Here is a 25857-nt window from a genome sequence, read left to right on the forward strand (position 1 = left end):
TTCCGCTGCGGTGGCGCCGGGCGGCGCCGACCCGCGGGGTGGCGCTGCTACGGTGGAGCGGGGCACTTCATGGTGCAATAGTCATCTTCCCTCCGAGGGGAGCGCTGACGTCACCGAAGCGCCGCCCCGGGGGGCGGGTCGGCGCTGCCCGGCGCCTTCGGCGCGCATCGGGCATGGGACACGCTCGACCCGGTCGAAAAAGGGCCGGAGCGCGAACGCCCCGGCCCGTTCATGCTCAGTTGGCAGCCTTGATGCGCTCCAGCGCCAGGCCTTCCATGTCCTCGATCCCCGGCGGGATGTTGGCGAAGAACTTGAGGTTATCGAGATCCGACTGGTCGAAGGCCACCGAGATCGCCTCGCGCTTGTCGTCGGGCATCAGCTCGATGCCGTTCGGCACCGCGGCGATGGCGCCGGTGGAGGCCGACATCATCTTGGTGATCTCGGGCCGCAGCACGAAGTTGATCCACTTGTAGGCCGCATCGTCGGCCTCGCCGCCGCGCGGGATGGTGAAGGTGTCGATCCAGGCCAAGGCACCGGTTTCCGGCGGCACGAACTGGATGTCCTTGTTCTCGCCGTAGAGCTTGAAGGCGGTCGAATCCCAGCTTTCCGAGGCCACCACCTCGCCCGAGAGCATCAGCGCGGAGAGGTCGTCGCCGCCGGTCCAGTAGGTCTTGATGACCGACTTGCACTCGATCAGCTTCTCGGTCACCTCGTCGAGCATCTGCTGATAGGCCGCCGGATCGGAATAGAGCGCGAAGGGATCCTTGCCCATGCCGAATGCGGTGGCGAGCAGGATGGTGCGGCGCAGGCGCATCGAGGTGCGGCCCTGGTATTGCGCGTCGCAGAGGTCGTTCCAGCTCTTCACGTCAGGCGCCTCGGCCACGTTCACCATCATGCCGGTGGTGCCCCACTGGTGCGGCACCGAGTAGACCTCGCCCTCGATGGTGGTGTTGGCCTTCACGCCTTCGAGCAGGTTCGGGGTCATCTTGTCGGTGTCGATCTTCGACAGGTCGAGCGGCTTGTAGATGTTGTACTCGACCTGCGCGGCATAGACCCGGTCATGGCTCGGCTGGGCCAGGTCAAAGCCGGTGCCGCCGGTGGCGCGCAGCTTGGCGATCATCTCTTCATTGTTCGAGAGCGTCACCTCGACGTCGATGTCGGGATACTCGGCCTCGAAGGCGGCGATCACGTCTTCGGGGGCGTAGCCGCCCCATGTCAGCAGGCGCAGGGTCTCTGCGCTGGCGGTGCCCCCGGCCAGAACCATCGCGGTTCCGGCGAGCAGGGCGCGGAAGGTGGGTTTCATGTCATGTCCTCCGGTTGGGATCGTTGTTGGGTCGTCTGCCCGTCTGACGCGGGCCTTTGGTGAGTGAAGCCCAGAATGGTTTGGTCCGAAAGGTCCATTTCGCGCATCCTGGCAAACCGATACATTGCCGTTACAAACCAAGGCGGTCGAGCATCCGGTAGGTTGCAACCGCCGCGGGCAGAAACCACGGGTCGCCCGAGTAGAGCGGCCGTGACGGGAAGGCGGGCCGCATCATCGCGGTCTCTCCGGCCGGGTCCCCCAGCACCCTGAGCCCTGCCTTCATCCCGAGGTAGGAGGCCATACCGATCCCCGAACCGCAATAGCCCATGGCATGATGCACCCGCCCGCGTGCGCCGGTATGGGCCAGCTTGTCGAAGGTGAAGGCCACGAATCCCATCCAGCTGTGGGTGATCGCCACGCTCTCCAGCTCGGGGAAGAGCCGCACCATCTCGGCCCGCAGCCGCCGCGCCGCCGTGGTCGCGCCCGCCTCGCCCGCCGCCGCGCGCCCGCCGAAGAGCACGCGCCTGCGATCCGGCGAGGCGCGGTAGTAGTAGATCACCCGGCGGCTGTCGCAATGCATCCGGTCCTGCGGAAACAGCCGGTCGATCACCTCCCGGGGCAGCTCCTCCGTGGCGATGATGTAGCTGCCGATCGGAATGACCCGCTCGCGGTGCCAGGGCGCGGCTTCGGGCGTGTAGCCGTTGGTGCCGAGCACGACATCCCGCGCCATGATCGCCCCGTGCGGCGTGCACAACAGAACCCCGTCCTCGCCCTCGTCCATGGTTTCAACCGGGCTCTCTGGCAGCACGACGACCCCGGCCTGAAGCGCGGCCCGCAAGAGCCCGGCATGGTACTTGCCGGGGTCCAGCGCGCCGTAGTTCCGGTGCACGATGCCGCCGTGATACCAGTCGCTGCCGATCTCCTCGCGCTGCCTGTCCCTGGGCACGGCGATGATATCGTGGCCATCGGCCTGCTGGCGCATCTCGACCCAGGCCCGCGCGGTGGCGGCCCCATCGAACCGGCCGCACAGGCGGTAGTCGCAGTCGATCTGCTCGGAAGTGATGAAATCGCCCAGAAAGGCGAGCGAGGCGGGCCCCTCGGCGCGGATCGCGGCGGCCACCTCGGCCCCGTGTTTCGCCGTCAGCGCGCGCAGGCCGGGCTTGATCGAGTAGCTGAGCTGCCCGCCGTTGCGGGTGGAGCAGCCCTGGCCGATGCGGCCCTTTTCCAGCACCACCACCGAGCGCCCCTTGCGGGCGATCTGCAGGGCGGCATGCAGCCCGGTGTAGCCCGACCCGATCACCACCGCGTCCGCCCGGGCCGGCAGGTCGCCCCGCTCGATCCGGGAGAGTGGCGTGGCATCCCACCAGTAGGGCGTTGTCTTCAGCTCCATGTTCCGATCCTGCATCCGCCCCGTGCCCCGTTCAATCGGCTTCGCTCACCGCGTGGCTGGCCGCCTCGAGCCACTCCGGCGCGATCTCCACGCCCCAGCCCGGCGCCTCCGTCACCTCGACCTTGCCGCCCTCCACCCTGTAGGGATTGTTGCGGTAGAGCCCGTATTGCCAGGGGTAGTAGTCGGCCTCCTCGATGGAGAGCTCCAGGTAGGGCCCGGCATTGGGAATCGCGCGCAGCAGGTGCATGGTGAAGAGCGTCACCAGCCCGAGGTTGGCGGCGTGGGGCGTGACCGGCAGACCCGCCGCCTCCGCCATGCGGGCGATCCGCAGGGTGCGCCCGATCCCGCCGGCGTAGAGAATGTCGGGCTGGGCCACGTTCACCGCCCTCAGCTCGAACATCCGCCGCCAGGTGGGCAGCCAGCAATCCTGCTCGCCGCCGGTCACGTCGATGTCGAGCGCCGCCGTCACCTCCGCCGTCTGCTCCAGCTCCCAATAGGGGCAGGGCTCCTCGTAATGCACGATCCCATTGTCTTGCAGAATCTTGCCGTAGTGAATTGCCCGGTCGGGAGAGTAGCTGGAGTTGGCATCCACCAGCAGCGCGGCGCCCTCGCCCACGGCGCGGGCAATCGTCGGGATGATCTCCTCGGTGCGCCCCTCCCATTCGTCCCTGTTGCGGCCCACTTCGGCGCCGATGCGGAACTTGAAGGCATCGAAGCCGAACTCGCCCCTGAGCCGCCTGAACCGCTCGGCCTCCTCGGCCGGGGTGATGTCGCGCTTCATGGAGGAGGCATAGGCCCGGACAGTGCCGGCAGTTCCGCCCAGCAACTCGGCCACGGGCTTGCCCGCCACCTTGCCGCGCAAGTCCCACAGCGCGGTTTCCACCCCGCCGATCGCGCGGCACATGTAGGAGCCGGGGAACTTGTGCTCCTTCTCCCAGGCCCGGTCAAAAAGGTCGTCCTGGGCTGAAACAGGGTCGAATTCAACGCCGAGCACATGGGGCGCCACCTGGCGGTGCAGCACCTGGGCCGTGATGTCGCTCTGGTAGGTCGAAACCTGCCCCCAGCCCTCGTTGCCGGCCTCGTCGGTGACACGGACAAAACCGATCTCCGGAATTGAAAAGGTCTCGATCCGCGTCAGTCTCATTGTATTCGGCTCCCTTTGCATGGCGATAAGACTTGCCAAGCGGTCTGGCGATAAGGTCCACTCTTCACTGGCTGGCAGACCATTATGGAGCCGTGATGACAAAATACGCAGGCGGCGTGCTCATTCCCGGCCTCGCCGTGGACCGGTCCGATGCGGCCTCTCTCTCGATGCAGCTCGCCACCCGCCTGCGCGACATGATCCTCTCGGGTGAGCTGGCGCCCGGCACGCGGCTGCCGGCAACCCGCGTTCTGGCCCGCGATCACGGGGTGAGTCGCACCACCGCCGTCACCGTCTACGAGCAGTTGGCCTCCGAGGGCATGGTCACCAGCCACGTGGGCGCGGGCACCTATGTGTCGCAGGAGGTTCGCCCGCACGCCCCGGCCACGCCCCAGCCGCAGAGTCTGCCCCGCGTGGCGGGGGGGCATTCGGCGCAGTTCTTCCCCCGGCTCGAGCACCCGAGGAGCCCGCGGCCCTTCGTTACCGGCATGCCCGCCTTCGATGCCTTCCCGATGGCGCAATGGGCGCGGATGCAGGCGAAATACTGGCGCAGCCCCCGCGCCAGCATCATGAGCTACCCCGAGGCCGCCGGCCTGCCCGCGCTGCGCGAGGCCATCTGTCGCCACCTCCGCGCCAACCGGGGCCTGACCTGCGCGCCCGGTGAGGTGTTCGTCTTTGCCGGGGCGCAGGATGCCTTCCTGCAGATCGCCCAGATCCTGCTGGAGCCGGGAGATCCTGTCTGGATCGAGAACCCCGGCGCCATCGGTGCCCGCAACGCCTTTCTGGCCCGGGGCGCGCGGCTGGTGCCGGTGCCGGTCGACGCCCAGGGGCTCGACGTGGCCGCGGGCCGCGCCGCCGAGCCGCAGTTTCGGGCCGCCTTCACCACGCCCGCGCACCAGCACCCGCTGGGCATGCCCATGTCGCGCGACCGCCGGTTCGAGCTGCTCGAGGAGGCCGAGCGTGCCGGGGCCTGGGTGATCGAGGATGACTACGTGGGCGAGTTCCACTACGGCCGCGCGCCGCTGCCACCGCTGAAGGCACTCGATGCCGGGGGCCGGGTGATCTATGTCGGCACCTTCTCCAAGGCGCTGTTTCCGGCGATCCGGCTGGGCTATGCCGTTGTCCCGCCCGGCCTGACGGAGGTGTTTACCCGCACCCTGGAGGCCGCCGCGCACGGCGTGTCGCACTCGGTGCAGGCGGTGGTGGCGAGCTTCATCGAGGAGGGCCGGTTTTCGGCCCATATCCGCCGGATGAGAGACCTTTACCGCGACCGCCGCGATGCGCTGATGGAGGCGGCCGAGAGGCATCTGGCGGGCCTGCTCGCCGTGCAGCCCACCGAGACCGGCTTTCACACCGTGGGCCTCTTTCCCGAGCGGAGCTGCGAGAAGGCCGCCGCCGAGGCCGCCCGGGCCGAAGCCCTGGCCACCACGCCCCTCTCCCGCTTCGCGCTGGCGCCGATTGCCCGGCAGGGGCTGACCCTCGGCTTCTCGGCCGTGCCGCGCATCGAGCTGCAGCGCGGGGTCGAGCGCCTCGCCCGTGCGCTCAGAGCCGGGCCGCGATGAGGTCGCTGGCCTTTTCGCCGATCATCAGCGCCGGCGCGTTCAGGTTGCCCGAGGTGATCTGCGGAATCACCGAGGCATCGGCCACGGTCAGCCCCTCGATCCCGCGCAGGCGCAGGTCGGGAGTAACCACAGCGCTCTCCTCCGGCCCCATCGCGCAGGTGCCGCAGGGGTGGAAGATCGAGCCCGTTCCGGCCCGAACGTACTCTGTCAGCGCCTCGCGCTCGGTCACCGCGGGGCCCGGCTTCAGCTCGGCCCGGGTGATCCCGGCCAGGGGCGCCTGCGCCGCGATCTGCCGCATGATCGGGATGGAGGCCAGCATCTCGTCCATGTCTTCGGGCGCGCTGAAGTAGTTGGGCCGGATCAGCGGGGCCTCTGCCGGGTCGGCGGAGCCGATGTGCAGCTCGCCCCGGCTCTTGGGGTGGCAGTTGGAAATGCCGATCATGAACCCTTCAAAGGCATCGGGCTTCATGAGCCGCCGCTTGCCCGGCACCGCCTTGGTGTAGCTCATCGGCGAGAAGTAGAGTTGCAGGTTGGGCCTGTCGCGCCCGGCGTCGGAGCGGATGAACCCGCCCGCCTGGTTGACGCTGAGCGAGAGCGGCCCGCTTCGGGTCATGACGTAGTGGAGACCGGCCCCCATCCGGCCCCCCCAGCGCCCCAGCGTGGCGTTCAGCGTGGGCACCGTGGCCTCGTAGACAAGCTCGAAACCGATGTGGTCCTGAAGGTTCTGCCCCACCATGGGAGAGGCGTGAACAGTCTCTATTCCAAGCGAACTCAGCCTCTCCGGGTCGCCGAACCCCGACAGCTGGAGGATCTGCGGCGAGCCGATGGCGCCCGCCGAGAGCACCACCTGCCGCGTTGCCCGCACCCGGTAGCGCGAGTCTCCGCGGGTGAACTCCACCCCGGTGCACCGCCGCCCGTCGAAGGTGAGCCGGGTCACGTGGGCGCCGGTCTCCAGCCGCAGCGCCCGCCGGCGCAGCGCCGGTCGCAGGTAGCCCGCCGCCGCCGAGCAGCGGAAGCCGCCGCGCGTGGTGATCTGGTAAAACCCCACGCCCTCCTGCGTCGCCCCGTTGAAATCGGGGTTCACCGCATGGCCGGCCGCCTGTGCCGCGGTGACAAAGCTGTGCGAGAGCGGGTGCAGCTCGGCGGAGGTTTCCTTGACTCCGATCGGGCCGCCAGTGGCACGCCAGGCGTCGGCGCCTGCCACGTTGTCCTCGAGCCGCTTGAAGTAGGGCAGCACATCCTCGTAGCCCCAGCCGTCGCAGCCCGCGGCCGCCCAGCGGTCGTAGTCCTCGGCCTGCCCCCGGATGAAGACCATCGCGTTGATCGAGCTCGACCCGCCGATCACCTTGCCGCGGGGCCAATAGGCCTTGCGCCCGCCCAGGCCCTCTTCGGGCTCGGTGTAATAGCGCCAGTTCAGGCGCGGGTGATAGAAGGCGCCGCCGTAGCCGATGGGCATGCGCACCCAAGGGCTCAGGTCGCGCCCGCCGGCCTCCAGCACGCAGACCCGCAGGCCAGCGCGCTCGGCCAGCCGTGCCGCCACCACGCAGCCCGACGAGCCCGCGCCCGCCACCACCACGTCACAGTCGATCGTTTCCACCTGGTCATCCCTCCGGGCCTCTCAGCCCGCGACCCTAGCGCCCCACCGGTCTGCCGTCACGGGGCCATTCCGCGCAATCCGGCAGTCCAATCGGCGCCGCGCTACTCGGCCACGCAATCGGCAAAGTAATGCGTCAGCCCGTCCTCGCCCTTCTCGGCCACCAGCCCGTGAATATCGTTCTCGAAGCCGGGGCACTCGCGCGAGAAGGCGCGGTTGAACTGGAGGAACTTCACGATGCTGTCGTTGAACACCTCGCCGGGGATCAGCAGCGGAATACCGGGCGGATAGGGGGTGACGAGGCTGGTCGTGATCCGCCCCTCGAGGTCGTCGATCGCCACCCGTTCGGTCTTGCGGCGCGCGATATGCGAGAAGGCCTCGGTCGGCGTCATCGCCGGGTGATGCCCGGAGAGGTAGATCTCGGTCGAGAGCCGCGCCACGTCGTACTTGGCATAGAGCGCGTGGACGTGCTGGCTGAGGTCGTTCAGCCCCATCTTCTCGTAGCGCGGCTGGGCGGCGCAGAACTCGGGCATGACCCGCCACAGCGGCTGGTTGCGGTCGTAATCGTCCTTGAACTGCTGGAGCGCGGCCAGAAGCGTGTTCCACCGTCCCTTGGTGATGCCGATGGTGAACATGATGAAGAAGGAGTAGAGTCCGGTCTTCTCGACCACCACGCCGTGCTCGGCGAGATATTTCGACACGATCGACGCGGGGATGCCGGTGTCGGCGAAGAAGCCGTCGATGTTGAGGCCCGGCGTGATGATGGTGGCCTTGATCGGGTCGAGCATGTTGAAGTCGCGGGCCATGTCGCCGAAGCCGTGCCACGCATCCTCGCCCGAGCTTTCGACACCCTCGCTGTCGGTCTTCTTCAGCTCCCAACTGCGCGCCCGGCCGATGCCCTCCTCGGCCAGCTCCTCGGGGCCCCAGACCTGGAACCACCAGTCGTTGCCGTATTCCTCGTCGACCTTGCGCATCGCGCGGCGGAAATCGAGCGCCTCCTCGAGGCTCTCCTCCACCAGCGCGGTGCCGCCCGGCGGCTCCATCATTGCCGCCGCCACGTCGCAGGAGGCGATGATCGAATACTGCGGCGAGGTCGAGGTGTGCATCAGGTAGCTCTCGTTGAAGAGATGCCTGTCGAGCTTGGTATCCTCAGCGTCCTGCACCAGCACGTGGCTGGCCTGGCTGATGCCCGCGAGCAGCTTGTGCACCGACTGGGTCGAATAGGTCACGGAGTGGCGGGTGCGGTCCCGCTTCTTTCCCATCGCGTGGTAGGTGCCGTAGAACGGGTGAAAGGCGGCATGGGGCAGCCAGGCCTCGTCGAAGTGCAGGTTGTCGACATAGCCGTCCAGCAGGCCCTTCACCACTTCGGTGTTGTAGAGCACCCCGTCGTAGGTGGACTGGGTCAGCGTCATGATCCGCGGCTTCACCTCGTCGGCGTCGTAATCGGCCAGCAGCGGGTTGGCCCGGATCTTGGCCTTGATCGCCTCCGGCTCGAACTCCGACTTCTGGATCGGCCCGATGATGCCCCAGTGGTTGCGCGTGGGCTTCAGGAAGACCGGGATCGCCCCGGTCATGATGATCGAATGCAGGATCGACTTGTGGCAGTTGCGGTCCACCACCACCACGTCGCCCGGCGCAACCGTGTGGTGCCAGACCATCTTGTTGGAGGTCGAGGTGCCGTTGGTCACGAAGAAGCAGTGATCGGCGTTGAAGATCCGCGCCGCGTTCTTCTCCGACTCGCCGATGGCGCCGTTGTGATCGAGCAACTGGCCCAGCTCCTCCACCGAGTTGCAGACATCGGCGCGCAGCATGTTCTCGCCGTAGAACTGGTGATACATCTGCCCGATCGGCGATTTCAGAAAGGCCACGCCGCCGGAATGGCCGGGGCAGTGCCAGGAGTAGGAGCCGTCCTCTGCATAGTCGAGCAGCGCCTTGAAGAACGGCGGCTGGATATACTCGAGGTAGCTGCGGGCCTCGCGGATCACATGCTTGGCCACGAACTCGGGCGTATCCTCGAACATGTGGATGAAGCCGTGCAGCTCGCGCAGGATGTCGTTGGGCAGGTGCCGCGAGGTCTTGGTTTCGCCGTAGACGTAGATCGGCACGTCGGCGTTCTTCCAGCGCACCTCCTCGATGAAGTTGCGCAGGTTCAGCACCGCGGGGTCGAGGTCCGGCCCGGGGCTGAACTCCTCGTCGTCGATCGAGAGCACGAAGGCCGAGGCCCGGCTTTGCTGCTGGGCGAACTGCGACAGGTCGCCGTAGCTGGTCACCCCCAGCACCTCGAAGCCCTCGGCCTCGATGGCCTGGGCCAGCGCGCGGATCCCCAGCCCCGAGGTGTTCTCCGAGCGGAAATCTTCGTCAATGATGACAATGGGAAAGCGGAATCGCATGGTGGTCTGCCCTCGAGGTCGCACTGGCCCCCCTTGTTTCGACCGCGCCTCGCACAGTCAAGCGCCTGCGGTCAAACGTGATGCGCCGGGGCCCGCGCGGAGCGGCCAATCGCCACCCGCCTGCCCGGTGCATCCCGATGTTCTGGAGTTTCAGTGGTGAGCCGTGCAGGATTCGAACCTGCGACCCACTGATTAAAAGTCAGTTGCTCTACCAACTGAGCTAACGGCCCACTTGAGGCCCGCTCTCTAGGGAATCCCCCAAGGGGGGTCAAGCGGGAATCTTTCACCCCGGACTGGAAAGCTCACCAGACGCGCTGTATATGCCCGCCCATGCTGCGACAAACGCCCCCCAACGGCCTGCCGTTCATGAAAATGCACGGGCTTGGCAATGACTTCGTGGTGCTCGACCACCGCGAGGGCGGGGTTGCCGTGACTCCGGAGCTGGCCACCCGCATCGCCGACCGGCACCGGGGCGTGGGCTTCGACCAGCTCGCCGTGATCGAGGCGGCGGGCAATGCCGATGCACGGCTCACCTTCTACAACGCCGATGGCTCGCTTTCGGCGGCCTGCGGCAACGCCACCCGCTGCATCGCCCGCTACCTGATGGAGGAGAGCGGCACCCAGGGCCTCACCCTGCTCACCGACCGCGGCGCCCTGCCCTGCGTCGATGCGGGCGAGGGCCTCACCTCCGTCAACATGGGCGCCCCCCTGACCGGCTGGCAGGAGATCCCGCTCGCCCGCGAGGCCGACACGCTGCACCTGCCGCTCGAGGGCGACCCGGTGGGCACCTCCATGGGCAACCCGCATTGCACCTTCTTCGTCGAGGATGCCGAGGCCATCGACCTGGCCACCCTTGGCCCCGCCACCGAGCACGACCCGCTCTTCCCCGAGCGCACCAACGTGCAGTTCGCCCACCTCATCGGGCCGGACCACCTGCGGATGCGGGTGTGGGAGCGCGGCACCGGCATCACCTTGGCCTCCGGCTCCTCCTCCTGCGCCGTGGCCACTGCCGCCCACCGGCGCGGCCTGACCGGGCGCAAGGTCACCATCGAGCTCGACGGCGGCCCCATTCTCGTCGACTGGCGCGAGGATGGCGTCTGGATGACCGGGCCGACCGCCCATGTCTTCACCGGCACCTGGCATGGCTGAAGCCCCGATCTTCTCCACCCACGGCTGCCGCCTCAACGCCTACGAGACCGAGGCGATGCGCGAGCTGGCCGAGAGCGCGGGCCTCCAGGGCGCGGTGATCGTGAACACCTGCGCCGTCACCGCCGAGGCCGTGCGCAAGGCCCGGCAGGACATCCGCAAGCTGCGGCGCGACAACCCGGGCGCCAAGCTCATCGTCACCGGCTGCGCCGCCCAGACCGCGCCCGAGAGTTTTGCCGAGATGCCCGAGGTCGACCATGTGATCGGCAACACCGAGAAGATGCAGCCCCAAACCTGGGCCAGCCTCGCCCCCGATTTCATCGGCGAGACCGAGCGGGTCCAGGTGAATGACATCATGTCGGTCACCGAGACCGCCGGCCACCTGATCGACGGCTTCGGCCGCCACCGCGCCTATGTGCAGGTGCAAAACGGCTGCGACCACCGCTGCACCTTCTGCATCATCCCCTTCGGCCGGGGCAACTCGCGCTCCGTGCCTGCGGGCGTCGTCGTCGAGCAGATCAAGCGGCTGGTGGACAAGGGCTTCAACGAGGTGGTGCTCACCGGGGTCGATCTCACCTCCTGGGGCGCCGACCTGCCCGCGCAGCCGCGCCTCGGCGACCTGGTCATGCGCATCCTCAAGCTGGTGCCAGACCTGCCGCGCCTGCGCATTTCCTCGATCGATTCGATCGAGGTGGACGACAACCTCATGCAGGCCATCGCCACCGAGCCCCGGCTGATGCCCCACCTGCACCTCTCGCTGCAGCACGGCGCCGACCTGATCCTGAAGCGGATGAAGCGCCGCCACCTGCGCGATGATGCCATCCGCTTCACCGAAGAGGCGCTGAAGCTGCGCCCCGAGATGACCTTCGGCGCCGATATCATCGCGGGCTTCCCGACCGAGACAGAGGCCCATTTCGAGGATTCGCTGAAGCTGGTGGAAGATTGCCGGCTCACCTGGCTTCACGTCTTTCCCTACTCGCCCCGCCCCGGCACCCCGGCGGCCAGGATGCCCGCCGTGCCCGGCCCCGCGATAAAGGCCCGCGCCGCCCGCCTGCGCGCCGCCGGAGAGGCCGCCGTGGCGCGCCACCTCGCCGCGCAGCAGGGCCGCAGCCTGACCGTGCTCACCGAGAGCCCCCGCATGGGCCGCACCGAGCAGTTCGCCGAGGTGCACTTTGCCTCCCACCAGCCCGAGGGTGCCCTCGTCACCACCACCATTACCGGCACCAGCGGCGCCCACCTCACCGCCGCCTGATCCGAGACGCAGATGCACCCCAACCCGATCTACCGCGACGCCCCCACCGCCCAGAGCCTCGCCTTTGCCGCCGAGCGCGGCTTCGGCACGCTGTGCGCCAACGGCGAGGCCCTCCCGCTCACGGCCCACGTTCCCTTTGCGCTCGATGAGGCCACCGGCGAGGCCACGCTGCACCTGATGCGCTCCAACCCGCTCGCCCGCGCCTGCACGGCGCCGCTGCCCGCCCGGCTCTCGGTCATGGGCCCCGACAGCTACATCTCGCCGGACTGGTACGAGATGGACCACCAGGTGCCGACCTGGAACTACGTCGCCGTCCAGCTCGACGGCACGCTCCACCCGATGCCCGACGACGCGCTGAGGGGCGTGCTCGACACGCTCTCCGAGACTTTCGAGCAACGCCTGCTGCCCAAGGCCCCCTGGACCGCCGACAAGATGCCGCCCGACACTCTTGCGCGGCTGATGCGCATGATCGTGCCCTTCCGCTTCACCGTGGAAAAGGTCGAGAGCACCTGGAAGCTGTCGCAGAACAAGCCCGCCGAAAACCGCCAGGCGGCGGCGCGGCAGGTCAAGGGCTATGGCATCGGGCAGGAGGTGGCCCTGCTGGCCGCCCTTATGCTCGGCGCCGAGTAGGCTGGCCGCGCCCGCAGGCCCAATTTCACCACGGTTCGCTTGCCAGTCGCGGATTCTTCCGTCAACGTGACTCGTCCGATACCACAGCCGGTTGCCCGCAATGCCTTATATCCTTCACCACAGCCCCGCCTCGCCCTTTGTCCGCATGGTCATGGTGGTGGCGCATGAGGCCGGTCTCGCCGACGAGATCGACTGCGTCGAAGCCGTGGGCACCCCGCTGGACCCCGGCACCATGCCGGTGGCGCAAAACCCGCTCGGCAAGATCCCCACGCTGGAGCGGCCCGATGGCCCGGCGATGTTCGACAGCCGGGTGATCTGCCGTTTTCTGGATTCTCAATCCGGCGGAAGCCTCTATCCCGAGAGCCGTCTCTGGGAGGTGCTGACGCTCGAGGCCCTCGCCCACGGGTTCACAGAGGCGATCCTCGCCATGACCTACGAAGCCCGGCTGCGTCCGCCCGAGAAGCAGAGCGCCGAGATCGTCGAGGCGCAATGGAGCAAGGCCCACCGGGCCGCCGCACAGGCGAATTCGCGCTGGATGAGCCACCTGTCCGGCCCGCTGGACGCGGCCCAGATCGCGCTGGCCTGCGGCCTCGGCTACGCCGACTTCCGCCACCCGCATCGTGACTGGCGCAGCGGCAACGATGCGCTCGCCGAGTGGTACGCCCGCTTCAGCGAGCGCCCCTCGATGCAGGCGACCCGTCCGCCCGAGGCCTGAGGTCGAGCCCGGCCGGAGCCGGGCCGCAACCACCCCGGCGCGTCAGAAGCTGTAGGTCAGGCCCACGTTGATCGCGTTGGTGATGATGTCGCTTTCCCACTCGCCGCCCCCTTCGAGGTCGCCCTTGTTGGACGAGTAGGTGCCGTTCAGCTCGCCGAACACCGACCAGGTGTCGTTGATCGCGTAGCTGGCGCCGAGGATCCAGCGCGCCGCCGGTCCGGTGATCTGGTATTCGAAGGTTTCCGGCCCGCCGGAGTCATCCTGAAACTCGATATGCGGAATCGCCACGCCGAGGCCGCCGCCCACGTAGGGGGTAATCCTGCCACCAGCCCACTGGCCGGGCCAGCGATACATCAGGTTGGCGGTCAGGATGTTGATCCCGTCCGACATCTCCAGCGTTTCCAGCCCGTTGTCGGCCAGAGTCTCGTCGGAGGCATAGACCTTGGCATGGGTGAATTCGGCGCCCCAGCCCCAGTTCTCGTTGCGCCACACCATCGCCCGCACGCCGTAGTAGGGCGGCATCTCGAAGCTTCGGCCCTCCCATTCGGAGAGGAAGGAGAAGTCGGTGGTGCCGTCGTTGCCCTCGAACCGGCTGTGCGGCGAGGTCTGGTATCCGGTGTAGAAACTCAGCGTCACCTCGGCCACGGCGGGGCGGGCGGCAGGCAGCAGGGCGGCGAGGGCAAGGCCCAGCGCGGCGGCGAAACGGGAGAAAGAGGGCATCGGCATGGAAAGCATCGCTTCGGGGTCCTGGGTGAGGGTCCTTGGTGTGTTCCGGCCCACCTAGCACGGGACGGCGCGATTTACAGCAGTTGGCGGCGTCGCAGCCTGCGCGGCGGCCGCTCTGTGCCATTTTTTCGGCAGTCGCGCGATTTTTGCGTCACTTGGCCGCAACTGCGCGGGATTGTCCGCTGGACTGGCGCGGTAGGGCCAGCTAATAACCGCGCGAAATGGCAGGGCTTCACGGCTTTGTCATGCCGCGTCTTGGCCCGCCACGCGCCGGGCCGGTGAGAAGGAGAACAACCCGTGTCGGACACTCACGAGCCCGAAGGTACACGCCGGGATTTCATCTATTATGCTACTGCCGGGGCGAGTGCCGTGGCCGCCGGCGGTGCCGGTTGGGGCCTGGTCAACCAGATGAACCCCTCGGCCGACGTGCGGGCGCTCAGCTCGATTCGCGTTGACATCTCGGGGGTCGAGCAAGGCACCCAGCTGACCGTCAAATGGCTCGGCAAGCCGGTGTTCATTCGCCGCCGCACCCAGGAAGAGATCGACGAGGCCCGCGCGGTCGCCGTCGCCGACCTGGTCGATCCGGTGGACCGCAACGCCAACAAGCCCGGCCTGCCCGCGACCGACGAGAACCGCTCGCTCGACGAGAGCGGCGAGTGGCTGGTGATGATGGGTGTCTGCACCCACCTCGGCTGCGTGCCGCTCGGCGACGGCGCCGGCGAGTTCGGCGGCTGGTTCTGCCCCTGCCACGGCTCGCACTACGACACGTCCGGCCGCATCCGCAAAGGCCCGGCCCCGGAGAACCTGCCGGTTCCGGTCGCGTCCTTCGTCGACGAAACTACAATCCAGCTCGGTTAAGGGAGACGCGCGAACATGTCTGGCATCCCGCACGACCATTACGAGCCCAAGACGGGCTTCGAGAAATGGCTCCACTCCCGCCTGCCCATCGTCGGGCTGGCCTACGACACCCTGATGATCCCCACCCCCAAGAACCTGAACTGGTGGTGGATCTGGGGCATCGTCCTCACCTTCTGCCTCGTGCTGATGATCGCCACCGGCGTGGTGCTCGTGATGCATTACACGCCCCACGTCGATAAGGCCTTCGCCTCGATCGAGCACATCATGCGCAACGTGAACGGCGGCTACTTCATCCGCTACACCCACATGAACGGCGCCTCGCTGTTCTTCTTTGCGGTCTACATCCACATTTTCCGTGGCCTGTTCTACGGCTCCTACAAGGCGCCGCGCGAGGTCACCTGGATCGTCGGCATGCTGATCTACCTCGCCATGATGGGCACCGCCTTCATGGGCTACGTCCTGCCCTGGGGCCAGATGTCGTTCTGGGGCGCCACGGTGATCACCGGCCTGTTCGGCGCGATCCCCTTCATCGGCCCCGACATCCAGACCTGGCTGCTTGGCGGACCGGCCGTGGACAACGCCACGCTCAACCGCTTCTTCTCGCTGCACTACCTGCTGCCGATGGTCATCGCGGCGCTGGTGGCGGTCCACATCTGGGCCTTCCACACCACCGGCAACAACAACCCCACCGGGGTCGCCGTGCGGACCGCGACGAAGGAAGAGGCCGAGAAGGACACGCTGCCGTTCTGGCCCTACTTCGTGATCAAGGATCTCTTCGCGCTCGCGGTGATCCTCGCGGTGTTCTTTGCCGTCGTGGCCTTCATGCCCAACTACCTGGGTCACCCCGACAACTACATCGAGGCCAACCCGCTCTCGACGCCGGCACACATCGTGCCCGAATGGTACTTCCTGCCGTTCTACGCGATCCTGCGCGCCTTCACCTCCGACGTCTGGGTGGTGATGTTCGCCAACTGGATCAGCTTCGGCATCATCGACGCCAAGTTCTTCGGCGTGCTGGCGATGTTCGGCGCGATCGCGGTGATGGCCCTGGCGCCCTGGCTCGACACCTCGTCTGTCCGCTCCGGCCGCTACCGCCCGATGTTCAAGTGGTGGTTCCTGCTGCTGGTGATCGACTTCGTGGTGCTGATGTGGCTGGGCGCCATGCCCGCCGAAGAGCCCTACTCCAGCTTCTCGCTGATCGCGTCGGCCTACTGGTTCGCCTATTTCCTGGTGATCCTGCCGCTGCTCGGGGTGATCGAAAAGCCGCTGCCGCGGCCCGCGACCATCGAAGACGACTTCAACGCCCATTACGGCGGCGCTCACACGCCGGCGGAATGAGGAGGAGAGACCCAATGCGCAAGTTCGCCATCGCCCTCGCGGCAGCCAGCCTCGCCGCCCTTCCCCTCGCCGCCCAGGAGGCAGCGACCGAGGAAGAGCAGCCCCAGGCTGTAGAAACCGAAACCCCGGCAGAGACCGCGCCCGAGGCCGCCCCGGCCGAGGAGGCCCCTGCCGAGGAAGCCACCACCGAGGAGGCGCCTGCGGAAGAGGCTCCTGCCGAGGAGGCAGCCCCCGAGGAAGCACCGGCCGAGGAGGCCGCGGAGGAAGCCGCACCCGAAGAGGCACCCGCCGAGGAAGCCGCAGCCGAAGAGGCTGCCGTTGAAGAAGAGCACGCCGAAGGTGCGGCCGACGCCCATGGCGCGGACGACGGCCACGACGCCGGCGCTCACGCTGCAGGTCACACCGAGGACTACGCCTTCTCCTTCGAAGGTCCCTTCGGCAAATACGACCAGAACCAGCTCCAGCGTGGCCTCAAGATCTACACCGAGATCTGCTCGGCCTGTCACGGCCTGCGCTACGTGTCGTTCCGCTCGATGGCCGAAGAGGGTGGCCTTGGCTACTCCGAGGACCAGGTTCGCGCCTATGCCTCCGAGTTCGCCGTGCTCGACGAAGACAACAACCGCCAGTTCTACGACGCGGAGGCCGGCGAGTTCCGCGCGCCCCTGCCGTCCGACAACTTCCCGGCCAACATGACCGCCAACGCGCCCGACCTCAGCCTGATGGCCAAGGCCCGCGCCGGCTTCCACGGCCCCTATGGCACCGGCATGGCCCAGCTCTTCAAGGGCATGGGCGGCGCCGAGTACATCGCTTCGCTGATGACCGGCTACACCGGCAAGGAGAAGGAAGAATACGGCGCAGTCTTCTACGAGAACACCGCCTTCCCCGGCGGCTGGATCTCGATGGCCCCGCCGCTGGCCGGTGGCGATGTCGAGTATGACGACGGCCACAGCAACGACCTGCATCACGAGGCGATGGACATCGCCGCCTTCCTGATGTGGACCGCCGAGCCCAAGATGATGCAGCGCAAGGAGACCGGCTTCCTGATCGTCGGCTTCCTCGTGTTCCTCTCGGTGCTGCTCTACCTGACCAACAAGCGCCTCTGGGCCCCGCACAAGGCGAAGGCCAAGAAGCTCAACGCCAAGGCCTGAGTCTCGGCGAACCAAAGTGACGAAAGGCGCGGACCACGGTTCGCGCCTTTTTCGTTTCCAGGGATGGCTCATCCGCCCGTTGAGGCGTCTTCGCAGCTGCGGTGAGAGGCCGGGGGCCGCGAAGAGCTACCCGAGATAGTCCCGCAGCCCGTCAGGCGGATCGTCAAGCAGCGGTCCGGTGGCCACCGGCGCCGCTGCGCGACCCTCCGCCACCACCACGGTCTGCCCCGCGAAGGCTCGCGCATCCTGCGGGTCATGGGTGACCATCAGCACCGTCGCGCCCGATTCATCGGCGATCTCGCCCACCAGCGCCAGCATCTCGCGTTTCAGCGCCGGTCCGAGCGCCGCGAAGGGCTCATCCAGCAGCAGCACCGGCCGCTGCCGCAGGAGCACCCGCGCCAGCGCCACGCGGCTCCGCTGCCCGCCGCTCAGCTCGCCCGGCAGCCGCATGCCCATGCCGGGCAGCCCCACGCGCGCCAGCGCCGCCTCCACGCGCGCCTTGTCTCCCGCGTCGAGCCGCAGGTCGGGCCGCAGCCCGAGCCCCACGTTGCGCGCCACGCTGAGGTGCCCGAAGAGGTTTTCTTCCTGAAACAGCACGCTCACCGGCCGTGCTCCCGGCGCCAGTCCGGTGATGTCGCGCCCCTCCCAGGTGATCCGTCCCTCCGCCGGGTCGATGAACCCGGCAATCCCCATCAACAGGGTCGACTTGCCCGCGCCCGAGGGCCCGATCACCGCCAGCCGTGCACCCGGCTCCACCGCCCAGTCCGCCGCCAGCGCGAACGTGCCCTGCGTCAGGCGAACGCCATCAAGCGCCAGCATCGGCCCGCCCTCCCCGGTCGAAGATCCAGAACAGTGCCAGCGAGAGCGCGAGCAGAAGGAGGGCCGCGCCTGCCGCCTGATCGAGCCGGTAGGAGGCCATCAGGCGGTAGAGCTGCAAGGGCAGCGTGGCCGTGTCGCCATCGGCGAAGAGCGTGATCACCCCGAGGTCTCCCATCGAGAGCGCCGCCGCCAGCCCGAGCGCAAAGCCGATGGGCCGCCGCAGCGTGGGCAGCGTCACCAGCCGGAACCGCGCCCAGCCGCGCATCCCCAGGCTCTCCGCCAGCCGCCCCTTGCCCGCCCGCATCTCGCGCGCGGCGGGCACGAGGGCCGCCAGCGCGAAGGGCAGCGCCAGCACCGCGTTCACCAGTGCCGTCACCACCAGGGCAATCTCGTCGGGCCGCACCCAGCGGTAGCTGAGGATGAAGAGCCCCGTGCCGATCACCAGTGGCGAGGCCGCGATGGGCAGCACGCCCAGGAGCTGCACCCAGAGCCCGCGCCGCGCCGCCAGGGCCATCGGCAGCGCCAGAGCGAGGCAAAGCGCCGCCGAGGCCAGCGCCACCGCCACCGACCGCGCCGCAGCCGCCCAGACCGCACCGGGCATCTCCACGAGCCCGCCCATGCCCCGCAGCGCCACCGCAGAGAGCGGCGCGAGCAGGAACAGCCCGGCCAGCGACACGCACAGCCCGTCCTGCACCCTGAGCCAGCAGCCGCCGTCCCAGCGGCGCACCACGCCGCCGAGGCCGCCCGCAAACACCGCAGGCCGCGCCAGCCCCCAGGCCAGCGCCGCCGCCACGCCCGCGAGCGCAAACTGGACCAGCCCCAGCACCGAGGCCGCGCCGAGATCGAAGTCGAACCGGAAGGCCTGGTAGATCGCCAGCTCGACCGTTGTCGCACCGGGGCCTCCGCCCAGCGCCAGTGCCACCGCGAAGCTGGTCAGGCAGAGCGCGAAGATCAGCAGCCACGCGCCCGGCACCACGCCGCGCAGCATCGGCCATTCGAGGCTGCGCTGGATCGCGCCCGATCCCATGCCGAGCGAGGCCGCCAGCCGAAACCGCTCTGCCGGGATCGAGAGCCAGCCCTGAAGGATCAGGCGCACCGCCAGGGGCAGGTTGAAGAACACATGCGCAAGGATCACGCCATGGGCGCCGAAGAGGCTCACCTCGGGCAGTCCGAGGGCGCCCAGCGTGCCGTTCACCACGCCCGAGCGCCCGAACACGGCGACCAGCCCCAGCACCGCCACGATGGTCGGCAGGATGAAGGGCGCACCCATGAGGGTGATGACAAGGCCGCGCCCGGCAAACCGCCGCCGCGCCAGCGCGCGGGCCACCGGGATTGCCAGGACCACGCTCACCGTGGCCGAAACCACCGCCTGCCAGACCGTGAACCACAGCGCATCCCGCGCCGCCGGGCCGACGCCCGCAAGGCCTTCGGCCCGCCAGGCCACCGCCGCAAGCGTGCCCAGCGTCAGCGCCACGATGAGCGCCGCCGCCAGGCCCGCGAGGGCGCGGGTTACTGGCTCAGGCCCTGTCGCCACGTCTCGATCGCATCGGCCTTCAGGGCCTCGGCCTTTCCGGCCTCGACGTAGATGACCTTGTCCGGCACCGGCAGATCACGAAACACCTGCGGCAGCTTCTCCTCGGCCAGCCTGGCCGGAAAGCTCCAGTTGCCCTCCGGGATCGCCTGCTGGAAGCCTTCGCTCAGGATGAAATCCATGAACCCTTGCGCCAGTTCCGGCTGATCGGTCCCGGCAAGCCGCGCGGCCAGCTCGACGTAAAGGTAGTTTCCCTCCTCGAAGATTGCCGCCTTCTTGCTCTCGTCGCTCTCGGCCATGATGTGATAGGCGGGCGAGGTGGTGAAACTCAGCACCATGTCGGCCTCGCCCTCGGTGAAGAGCCCGTAGGCCTCGCTCCAGCCCTTTGTCACCGTCAGGATCTTCGGAGCGAGCCGGGCCCAGGCCTCGCCGGCCTTGTCGCCGTAGAGTGCCTCGACCCACATCACCAGCGCCAGCCCCGCCGCCGAGGCGCGCGGGTCCTGGATCACGATGCGGGTGTCGTCGGGCAGCGCCAGCAGCGCCTCGAAGCTCTCGGGCGGGGTCGCGGTGCGCGCGTCGTAGATGAAGGCGAGGTGGCTCCAGTCGAAGGGCAGAAAGGTGTCGTCCGTCCACGAAACGGGCATGGTCAGAGACGAAACATCCTGCCCGTGCGGCGCAAAGAGGCCACTCTCGGCGGCCCGCGCGATCTCGTCCTGGCTCAGGCCGATGGCCACGTCTGCCTCGGTGCGCTCGCCCTCCAGCAGGATGCGCGGCAGCACGTCGCCGGTGACGAACTCCAGCGCGCAGCCACATTCGGCCTCCCAGGCCGTCTTGATCGCGGGGCCGGGGCCCCACTCGCTGGCAAAGTAGTCGGGCGCATAGACCGTCAGGGTTTCTGCCGTTGCCACCTGCGCGACAAGGGCAAGTCCCGCGGCGATGAGGGGGGTCTTCATGGGTATCCTCCATTGCATGCGGGCGGAGCGGGCAATCGAGGAGACTCGAAACCTTCCCTCCGCCGGTTCTAGCCGGTTCAGGTTCAACGGGTTCGCGGCGCATCAAGCCGCATCTCAGCCCCCAATTCAGGGGCACCCCGAGGTGAGGCGCAGCATAGAGCGGCGCGCGGCCTTGGCAAGCAGGTCACACATGCCGCGCCGCAGCATCGCGGGCCTTTCCTTTCAGCCGGCCGCTCCTAGGATATTCGGCAATCCAAAGGAGGCCCCATGCTTCGCGCCATCGCTCTAGCCCTGCTGCTCCCCCTTCCCGCCCTCGCTCAGGAGGCAGGCGGCTTTCGCTCGGTCGGTCTGACGCTGGACGGCGGCGGGCACCCGGCGGGCGACTATTTCGGCATCCTGGCCGAAACCCGGGCGGTCTATCCCCTCGGCTGGGCCGAACTCGGGGTGGACCTGACCCTGTCATCCGCCGAGGCCGACTCGAGGGACCTTAGGACCGCAGGCGCGCTGCTCCACCTCACCGCCCGCCCCGCCGGCTGGGTGGCCGTGGGCCCCTATGTCTGGCTGGGCAGCCAGAGCGAGGGCAGAATGGCCACCGCCCTCGGCGTCGAGGCCGCCGTCCGCTCTCCCTCGGGCTGGGGCGGCGAACTGTGGTTCGGTGAAACCTGGGGCGGCGTCCTGGGCGAGGAGGGCTATGCCACCAACAAGGGCCTGCGCGTCAGCTACGACGGCGCGGGCGCCCTCTCCGGCTATGCCGAGCTGATGAAGGACACGGTGAACCTGAGTGCCGGGGACGAGGACTACTACCGCCTCGCCTTCGGCGTCGAGGCTCCCGTCACCGTGATCGGGGACCGCGAGATGACGGTCTCCCTCGCCACCGGCCAGCACCACTTCGACCTTCTGGACGAGCGCGAGAACTGGGTTTCGGTCGGGATCAGCATCCCGCTGGCGCCGGCCGGCCCCCGCAAGCCCGACTTTTCCTCGCGCCGGGGCGTGACCCATTATTTGCCAATGCCCTGAGGCGGTAACCACGGGGTTTCCCTGGGCCCCGCCGTTCCGTTTCTCCTTGGCACCGCGCCCCTGCTTGGGTAACTCCTTGCCCGCAAAGGAGCCCCGTCCATGAGCCTCAACACCTTCGGCCACCTCTTCCGCGTCACCACCTGGGGCGAGAGCCACGGCCCGGCGCTCGGCTGTACGGTCGATGGCTGCCCGCCCGGCGTGCCGGTCACGGCCGAGGAGCTCCAGCACTGGCTCGACAAGCGCAAGCCGGGGCAGAACAAGTACACCACCCAGCGCCGCGAGGCCGACGAGGTCGAGATCCTCTCGGGCGTCTTCGAGGGCGTCACCACCGGCACGCCGGTGCAGCTGATGATCCGCAACACCGACCAGCGCTCCAAGGATTATGGCGACATCGCCGAAAAGTTCCGCCCCGGCCACGCCGATATCACCTACTGGCAGAAATACGGCATCAGGGACTATCGCGGCGGCGGGCGCTCCTCGGCGCGCGAAACCGCGGCCCGCGTGGCCGCCGGCGGGCTGGCGCGCAACGCGCTGGCCCGGCTGGTGCCCGGCCTCTCGATCAAGGGCTTCATGGTGAGCATGGGCGAGCGCGCCGCCGACCCCGCGCGCTACGACATGGCCGAGATCGACCGCAACCCCTTCTGGACACCCGATGCCCGCGCCGCCGCGGACTGGGCCGGCTATCTCGACGACCTGCGCAAGAGCGGCAACTCCGTGGGCGCGGTGATCGAGGTGGTGGCCACGGGCGCGCCTGCCGGCCTCGGTGCCCCGGTCTACGGCAAGCTCGACACCGACCTGGCCGCCGCGATGATGAGCATCAACGCGGTCAAGGGCGTGGAGATCGGAGACGGCTTTGCCGCCGCCCGCCTCACCGGCGAGCAGAACGCCGACGAGATCGCCATGAGCCAGGGCGGGCCGGTCTACTCTTCCAACCACGCGGGCGGCATCCTCGGCGGCATTTCCACCGGGCAGGACATTGTCGTGCGCTTTGCCGTCAAGCCGACCAGCTCGATCCTGAAACCCCGCAAGACCATCACCAAGTCGGGCGAAGAGACCGAGATCATCACCAAGGGCCGCCACGATCCCTGCGTCGGCATCCGCGCGGTGCCGGTGGGCGAGGCGATGATGGCCTGCGTGCTGCTCGATCACATCCTGCTGCATCGCGGGCAGGTGGGTGAAGGGCTGCCCGGAAAGATCGGCTGACGGCTTCACAGGCTGTGTCAAAGCATGCAATCTGTCCGGCATTAACCAACCGGGACTTTGAGAATGACCGACTTTTCCTTTGGCACATCCATGACCGTGATGCGCCGCACCGCCCCCTTCATCCTCTTCCGCATGGTCGTCTACTTCGGGATCGCCGTGGCCTATGTGGTGGTCACCGGCACCGGCGCGGGCATCGGCTGGACGGTGGGGCTTGCCGGCACCGATGACTTCCAGGCCTCCAGTACCGTCTGGGGCGGCGCAATCGGCCTCGGCGCCACCGCCGCCGTGCTCTACTTTCTGCGCGAATACATCCTCTACATGGTGAAGGCCGGGCACATCGCCGTGATGGTGGAGTATCTCGAGGGCAAGGACCTGCCCGAGGGGCGCAGCCAGATCGCCCATGCGCAGGCCGTCGTGAAGGAGCGCTTTGGAGCCGCCAACACGCTCTTCGCGCTGGATCAGATCGTCAAGGGCGTGCTCAAGGTGGTGGTGGGCATCATCCAGGGCATCGCCAACTTTCTGCCCATCCCCGGCCTCGACGGCGCGGTAAAGCTCATCCGCGCCTTCCTCAAAACCGCCGTCGGCCTGCTCGACGAGGTGATCCTCGGCCATCTCATCCGCACCCGCGCCGAGAATCCCTGGTCCGGTGGCCGCGATGCGCTGGTGCTCTACGCCCAGAACGCCAAGCCGATGCTGATGAACGCTGCCTGGATCGCGCTGGCCTCCTGGATCCTCTCCTTCGTGGTCTTCCTCCTCATGCTCGCCCCGGCGGCGCTGGTGGTCTGGCTCATCCCCGGCAGCTGGTCGGCGGGCGGCTTCATCTTTGCCATCATCTTCGCCTGGGCGGTGAAGGCGGCGCTGATCGAGCCCTTCGCCATCGCCTGCCTGCTCCAGGCCTACTTCAAGGTCACCGACGGGCAAACACCAAACCCCGAGTGGACGGCCAAGCTCGACGGGGCCTCGAAGAAGTTCAAGGAGATGGGCCAGAAGGCCGCCAGTTGGGCGACCGGCGGCCGTGTCGGCGGCGCGCGCCCGGAGGCGCCCGCTCCCTGACACCGCCCCTGCCACGGCTCCTGACACAACCCTGTCAGGGGCCGTTTGCTATGGTGCCTCCAGAAACACGAGGAGACACCCATGATCACCTTCTACCACGCCCCCAACTCCCGCAGCGGCACAGTGGCCATCGCCATCGAAGAAATGGGGCTTTCAGGTGAAATAGAGACGAAGATCGTCTCTGTTCCACGGCAAGACGGCTCCGGCGGCCCCGACGCCGCCAACCCGCACCCCGAAAAGAAGGTGCCGGCGCTGGAGGTGGACGGAACGCTCGTCACCGAACGCGCCGCCATCCTGGCGCTGCTCTCCGAGCTCTTTCCCGAGGCGCCCACCGCCATCCCGCCGGGACACCCCGACCGGGGGCCCTTTCTGATGTGGCTGGCCTATTATGCCGGCGTCGTGGAGCCGCTGATCATGGGCATGGTCTGCGAGGTGAGCGACTCGCCGATCTGGATCACCACCTACCGCGACATGGCGGCCATGGCCGAGCGGATGGAATCGGCGCTGGCGGACCGGGACTATCTGCTCGAAAGCGGCTTTTCTGCCGCCGATCTCATCATGGCCTCGCCCTACATGTGGAAGCGCGACTGGCTGCCCAAGGTGCCGGTGATCGAGGCCTGGTTCGAGCGCGTCAAGGGCCGCCCCGCGGTGCAGGCCGTGGCCATGCGCGACAACCCGTAGGGGCTCAGGCCGCTGCCTTCTTCTGCTTGGCCAATTGCACCAGCAGGATGCCCACGGCAATCACCGCCACGCCGACGATGTCGAGCGGGCCGATGTGCTCGTCGAGGAAGATCCAGGCCACCAGCACCCCGAAGAACGGGTTGAGAAAGTGGAAGGTGGCGGCCTTCACCGCCCCGATCCGCCCCACCAGCTTGAACCAGATCCAGGTTGCCAGCAGGCCCGGCACGAAGACGGTGTAGAGAAAGGCCAGCGTCAGCGCGGTACCGGGCGTGTATTCCCACGTCTCGAACAATGCCGCAGGGATCACGAGGCAGGCCGCGCCGATGAGCATCTGGTAGCCCACCACCACCATCAGGTTGCCGCCGTCTCCGCTCGCGCCCCGCAGCGCCAGGGTGGCCACCGCCAACGCCAGGGCCGCCACGGTGCAGAGCGCCACGCCGGGCAGGCTCACGCCCGCCTCCAGCCGCGCGCCCATGATGAGCAATACGCCGCCGAACCCCATCACCAGCCCCAGCACGCCGATGCGCGGCAACCGGTCGCCCAGCGCCACCCAGCCGATCAGCCCCACCAGCAGCGGCATCGAGGAGGCGATGATCGCCGCCAGCCCGGCCTCCACCCATTGCATCGCAATGAAGTTCAGGCCGAGATAGAGCGCATTCTGGCAGATCCCGAAGATCACCGTCGCGCGCCACTGGTTGCGGGTGAGGTTGAAGCTCTGGCCCAGCGCGCGCGCGATCAGCAGCGCGATGCAGCCCGCCAGGAAGAACCGGATGGAAGACACCGCCAGCGGTGGCGCCGCCGTCACGATGATCCGCGCCGAAGTAAAGGCCGACGACCAGATGAAGGCAAAGGTCAGCCCCATGAAGATTGCGCGAATGTCCATGCCTGCTCCCTGCCTTTCCCGCACCGGCTACCAAGCAGCCAGGCAAATGAAAAGGCCGCCCGGATGGGGCGGCCTTGAAAGCCTTGGCAGCTCTTGCGGAAGGGCTCAGCCGTTCACGCTGTCTTTCAGGGCCTTGGCGATGGTCATCTTCACCACCTTGTCGGCCTCTTTCTTGATCTGGTCGCCGGTGGCGGGGTTGCGCACCATGCGCTCGGGGCGCTCACGGCAGTAGATCTTGCCAACGCCGGGCAGGGTCACGGCGCCGCCGGCCGAAACTTCCTTGGTGATGATCGCGGTGATCGCATCCAGAGCCGCGCCGGCCGACTTCTTGTCGCTGCCGAGTTCGTCGGCGATCGCGGCAACCAGGGCGGTCTTGGTCATCGGTTTGCTTGCCATGTATCTGTCTCCTCGTGAGTGACCCAAGTCTGGGTCTTATGTTAGGCAAATCTACGCCATCTTGCGGCGTCCCACAACGTTTAGTGGGCTTCGAGCCAATAAATCAAGGCGTTTTCTGCGTTTTTCAG

23 protein-coding genes, 1 tRNA gene and 1 riboswitch are annotated in these 25857 nt (G+C 68.0%); of the genes, 12 read left to right on the forward strand and 12 right to left on the reverse strand.

Annotation, left to right across the window (positions count from 1 at the left end; translation table 11 throughout):
* Positions 1-235: 235 nt before the first annotated feature.
* The 3 genes from BUR94_RS16305 to BUR94_RS16315 form a co-directional block, all read right to left on the reverse strand.
* The gene (locus tag BUR94_RS16305; protein ID WP_074257226.1) at positions 236-1303 is read right to left on the reverse strand and encodes an extracellular solute-binding protein; all 1068 of its coding nucleotides are present in this window, start codon (positions 1301-1303) and stop codon (positions 236-238) included.
* 130 nt (positions 1304-1433) lie between these two features.
* Positions 1434-2693, reverse strand: a complete 1260-nt coding sequence (locus tag BUR94_RS16310) for an NAD(P)/FAD-dependent oxidoreductase (protein WP_084193071.1) — start codon at positions 2691-2693, stop codon at positions 1434-1436.
* Positions 2694-2724: 31 nt separating this feature from the next.
* Positions 2725-3837, reverse strand: a complete 1113-nt coding sequence (locus tag BUR94_RS16315; protein ID WP_074257228.1) for a mandelate racemase/muconate lactonizing enzyme family protein — start codon at positions 3835-3837, stop codon at positions 2725-2727.
* A 95-nt stretch (positions 3838-3932) separates the two neighbouring features.
* On the opposite strand from BUR94_RS16315, the gene pdxR reads away from it, so the two are divergent.
* Positions 3933-5396 (forward strand): MocR-like pyridoxine biosynthesis transcription factor PdxR, encoded by a 1464-nt coding sequence (pdxR, locus tag BUR94_RS16320; protein WP_074257229.1) that lies wholly within the window; start codon positions 3933-3935, stop codon positions 5394-5396.
* Here pdxR and BUR94_RS16325 read toward each other — a convergent pair.
* The 3 genes from BUR94_RS16325 to BUR94_RS16335 all read right to left on the reverse strand — a co-directional run bounded on the left by BUR94_RS16325 (position 5377) and on the right by BUR94_RS16335 (position 9610).
* The gene (locus BUR94_RS16325; RefSeq protein WP_074257230.1) at positions 5377-6993 is read right to left on the reverse strand and encodes a GMC family oxidoreductase; all 1617 of its coding nucleotides are present in this window, start codon (positions 6991-6993) and stop codon (positions 5377-5379) included. The genes pdxR and BUR94_RS16325 overlap by 20 nt on opposite strands.
* 101 nt (positions 6994-7094) lie before the next feature.
* A complete protein-coding gene (locus BUR94_RS16330; RefSeq protein ID WP_074257231.1) occupies positions 7095-9380 on the reverse strand; it encodes an arginine/lysine/ornithine decarboxylase in 2286 nt (761 codons plus the stop codon).
* Positions 9381-9534: 154 nt separating this feature from the next.
* Positions 9535-9610 (reverse strand) — tRNA-Lys (locus tag BUR94_RS16335).
* 100 nt (positions 9611-9710) lie between these two features.
* Between BUR94_RS16335 and dapF the strand changes: the two genes are divergently transcribed.
* The 4 genes from dapF (at position 9711) to BUR94_RS16355 (ending at position 13123) form a co-directional block, all read left to right on the forward strand.
* A complete protein-coding gene (dapF, locus tag BUR94_RS16340) occupies positions 9711-10529 on the forward strand; it encodes a diaminopimelate epimerase (RefSeq protein ID WP_074257232.1) in 819 nt (272 codons plus the stop codon).
* On the forward strand, positions 10522-11778 hold the full coding sequence (mtaB, locus tag BUR94_RS16345; protein WP_074257233.1) for a tRNA (N(6)-L-threonylcarbamoyladenosine(37)-C(2))-methylthiotransferase MtaB: 1257 nt from the start codon (positions 10522-10524) through the stop codon (positions 11776-11778). Before dapF ends, mtaB begins: the two co-directional genes overlap by 8 nt.
* Before the next feature lie 12 nt (positions 11779-11790).
* On the forward strand, positions 11791-12408 hold the full coding sequence (locus BUR94_RS16350; protein WP_074257234.1) for an FMN-binding negative transcriptional regulator: 618 nt from the start codon (positions 11791-11793) through the stop codon (positions 12406-12408).
* A gap of 100 nt (positions 12409-12508) precedes the next feature.
* Positions 12509-13123, forward strand: a complete 615-nt coding sequence (locus tag BUR94_RS16355; RefSeq protein WP_074257235.1) for a glutathione S-transferase — start codon at positions 12509-12511, stop codon at positions 13121-13123.
* 42 nt (positions 13124-13165) lie between these two features.
* Here BUR94_RS16355 and BUR94_RS16360 read toward each other — a convergent pair whose 3' ends face one another.
* Complete coding sequence (locus BUR94_RS16360) at positions 13166-13843, reverse strand: outer membrane protein (RefSeq protein WP_074257773.1); 678 nt, start codon at positions 13841-13843, stop codon at positions 13166-13168.
* 303 nt (positions 13844-14146) lie between these two features.
* On the opposite strand from BUR94_RS16360, the gene petA reads away from it, so the two are divergent.
* From petA to BUR94_RS16375, 3 genes are read left to right on the forward strand one after another with little or no spacing between them, the layout of a single operon-like run.
* Positions 14147-14707 (forward strand): ubiquinol-cytochrome c reductase iron-sulfur subunit, encoded by a 561-nt coding sequence (gene petA, locus BUR94_RS16365; RefSeq protein WP_074257236.1) that lies wholly within the window; start codon positions 14147-14149, stop codon positions 14705-14707.
* 15 nt (positions 14708-14722) lie between these two features.
* Complete coding sequence (gene petB, locus BUR94_RS16370; RefSeq protein ID WP_074257237.1) at positions 14723-16045, forward strand: cytochrome b; 1323 nt, start codon at positions 14723-14725, stop codon at positions 16043-16045.
* 14 nt (positions 16046-16059) lie between these two features.
* A complete protein-coding gene (locus BUR94_RS16375) occupies positions 16060-17193 on the forward strand; it encodes a cytochrome c1 (RefSeq protein WP_084193073.1) in 1134 nt (377 codons plus the stop codon).
* Between the two features lie 126 nt (positions 17194-17319).
* On the opposite strand, the gene thiQ is transcribed toward BUR94_RS16375, so the two are convergent.
* From thiQ to BUR94_RS16390, 3 genes are read right to left on the reverse strand one after another with little or no spacing between them, the layout of a single operon-like run.
* Positions 17320-18012, reverse strand: coding sequence for a thiamine ABC transporter ATP-binding protein (gene thiQ, locus BUR94_RS16380; RefSeq protein ID WP_074257238.1), 693 nt, complete (start codon positions 18010-18012; stop codon positions 17320-17322).
* A complete protein-coding gene (locus tag BUR94_RS16385) occupies positions 17999-19546 on the reverse strand; it encodes an ABC transporter permease family protein (protein WP_074257239.1) in 1548 nt (515 codons plus the stop codon). The genes thiQ and BUR94_RS16385 overlap by 14 nt, the downstream gene beginning before the upstream one ends.
* Positions 19522-20496: a thiamine ABC transporter substrate-binding protein gene (locus BUR94_RS16390; protein ID WP_074257240.1), complete on the reverse strand. Its 975-nt coding sequence runs from the start codon at positions 20494-20496 to the stop codon at positions 19522-19524. The genes BUR94_RS16385 and BUR94_RS16390 overlap by 25 nt, the downstream gene beginning before the upstream one ends.
* A gap of 37 nt (positions 20497-20533) precedes the next feature.
* Positions 20534-20646: riboswitch (TPP riboswitch) on the reverse strand.
* A gap of 117 nt (positions 20647-20763) precedes the next feature.
* Here BUR94_RS16390 and BUR94_RS16395 point away from each other — a divergent pair.
* From BUR94_RS16395 to BUR94_RS16410, 4 genes are all read left to right on the forward strand, one after another.
* Complete coding sequence (locus tag BUR94_RS16395) at positions 20764-21513, forward strand: hypothetical protein (RefSeq protein ID WP_074257241.1); 750 nt, start codon at positions 20764-20766, stop codon at positions 21511-21513.
* Between the two features lie 99 nt (positions 21514-21612).
* A complete protein-coding gene (gene aroC / locus BUR94_RS16400; protein ID WP_074257242.1) occupies positions 21613-22716 on the forward strand; it encodes a chorismate synthase in 1104 nt (367 codons plus the stop codon).
* A 63-nt stretch (positions 22717-22779) separates the two neighbouring features.
* Positions 22780-23769 carry a hypothetical protein gene (locus BUR94_RS16405; RefSeq protein ID WP_074257243.1) on the forward strand — a complete coding sequence of 330 codons (990 nt, stop codon included), beginning with the start codon at positions 22780-22782 and terminating at the stop codon, positions 23767-23769.
* Positions 23770-23850: 81 nt separating this feature from the next.
* Positions 23851-24450 carry a glutathione S-transferase family protein gene (locus tag BUR94_RS16410; RefSeq protein ID WP_074257244.1) on the forward strand — a complete coding sequence of 200 codons (600 nt, stop codon included), beginning with the start codon at positions 23851-23853 and terminating at the stop codon, positions 24448-24450.
* Positions 24451-24454: 4 nt separating this feature from the next.
* Here BUR94_RS16410 and BUR94_RS16415 read toward each other — a convergent pair whose 3' ends face one another.
* Positions 24455-25333 (reverse strand): DMT family transporter, encoded by an 879-nt coding sequence (locus BUR94_RS16415; protein ID WP_074257245.1) that lies wholly within the window; start codon positions 25331-25333, stop codon positions 24455-24457.
* A 105-nt stretch (positions 25334-25438) separates the two neighbouring features.
* Complete coding sequence (locus tag BUR94_RS16420; RefSeq protein ID WP_074257246.1) at positions 25439-25729, reverse strand: HU family DNA-binding protein; 291 nt, start codon at positions 25727-25729, stop codon at positions 25439-25441.
* Positions 25730-25857 lie beyond the last annotated feature (128 nt).

The sequence above is a fragment of the Vannielia litorea genome, assembly GCF_900142295.1.
GTDB classification, from domain to species: domain Bacteria; phylum Pseudomonadota; class Alphaproteobacteria; order Rhodobacterales; family Rhodobacteraceae; genus Vannielia; species Vannielia litorea.

Bases quoted from the DNA above. Each gene is read 5' to 3' on its own strand.
- BUR94_RS16305 (WP_074257226.1), bottom strand. From the start codon at position 1,303: ATGAAACCCACCTTCCGCGCCCTGCTCGCCGGAACCGCGATGGTTCTG.
- BUR94_RS16310 (WP_084193071.1), bottom strand. From the start codon at position 2,693: ATGGAGCTGAAGACAACGCCCTACTGGTGGGATGCCACGCCACTCTCC.
- BUR94_RS16315 (WP_074257228.1), bottom strand. From the start codon at position 3,837: ATGAGACTGACGCGGATCGAGACCTTTTCAATTCCGGAGATCGGTTTT.
- pdxR (WP_074257229.1), top strand. From the start codon at position 3,933: ATGACAAAATACGCAGGCGGCGTGCTCATTCCCGGCCTCGCCGTGGAC.
- BUR94_RS16330 (WP_074257231.1), bottom strand. From the start codon at position 9,380: ATGCGATTCCGCTTTCCCATTGTCATCATTGACGAAGATTTCCGCTCG.
- dapF (WP_074257232.1), top strand. From the start codon at position 9,711: ATGCTGCGACAAACGCCCCCCAACGGCCTGCCGTTCATGAAAATGCAC.
- mtaB (WP_074257233.1), top strand. From the start codon at position 10,522: ATGGCTGAAGCCCCGATCTTCTCCACCCACGGCTGCCGCCTCAACGCC.
- BUR94_RS16350 (WP_074257234.1), top strand. From the start codon at position 11,791: ATGCACCCCAACCCGATCTACCGCGACGCCCCCACCGCCCAGAGCCTC.
- BUR94_RS16355 (WP_074257235.1), top strand. From the start codon at position 12,509: ATGCCTTATATCCTTCACCACAGCCCCGCCTCGCCCTTTGTCCGCATG.
- BUR94_RS16360 (WP_074257773.1), bottom strand. From the start codon at position 13,843: ATGCCCTCTTTCTCCCGTTTCGCCGCCGCGCTGGGCCTTGCCCTCGCC.
- petB (WP_074257237.1), top strand. From the start codon at position 14,723: ATGTCTGGCATCCCGCACGACCATTACGAGCCCAAGACGGGCTTCGAG.
- BUR94_RS16375 (WP_084193073.1), top strand. From the start codon at position 16,060: ATGCGCAAGTTCGCCATCGCCCTCGCGGCAGCCAGCCTCGCCGCCCTT.
- thiQ (WP_074257238.1), bottom strand. From the start codon at position 18,012: ATGCTGGCGCTTGATGGCGTTCGCCTGACGCAGGGCACGTTCGCGCTG.
- BUR94_RS16390 (WP_074257240.1), bottom strand. From the start codon at position 20,496: ATGAAGACCCCCCTCATCGCCGCGGGACTTGCCCTTGTCGCGCAGGTG.
- BUR94_RS16395 (WP_074257241.1), top strand. From the start codon at position 20,764: ATGCTTCGCGCCATCGCTCTAGCCCTGCTGCTCCCCCTTCCCGCCCTC.
- aroC (WP_074257242.1), top strand. From the start codon at position 21,613: ATGAGCCTCAACACCTTCGGCCACCTCTTCCGCGTCACCACCTGGGGC.
- BUR94_RS16405 (WP_074257243.1), top strand. From the start codon at position 22,780: ATGACCGACTTTTCCTTTGGCACATCCATGACCGTGATGCGCCGCACC.
- BUR94_RS16410 (WP_074257244.1), top strand. From the start codon at position 23,851: ATGATCACCTTCTACCACGCCCCCAACTCCCGCAGCGGCACAGTGGCC.
- BUR94_RS16415 (WP_074257245.1), bottom strand. From the start codon at position 25,333: ATGGACATTCGCGCAATCTTCATGGGGCTGACCTTTGCCTTCATCTGG.
- BUR94_RS16420 (WP_074257246.1), bottom strand. From the start codon at position 25,729: ATGGCAAGCAAACCGATGACCAAGACCGCCCTGGTTGCCGCGATCGCC.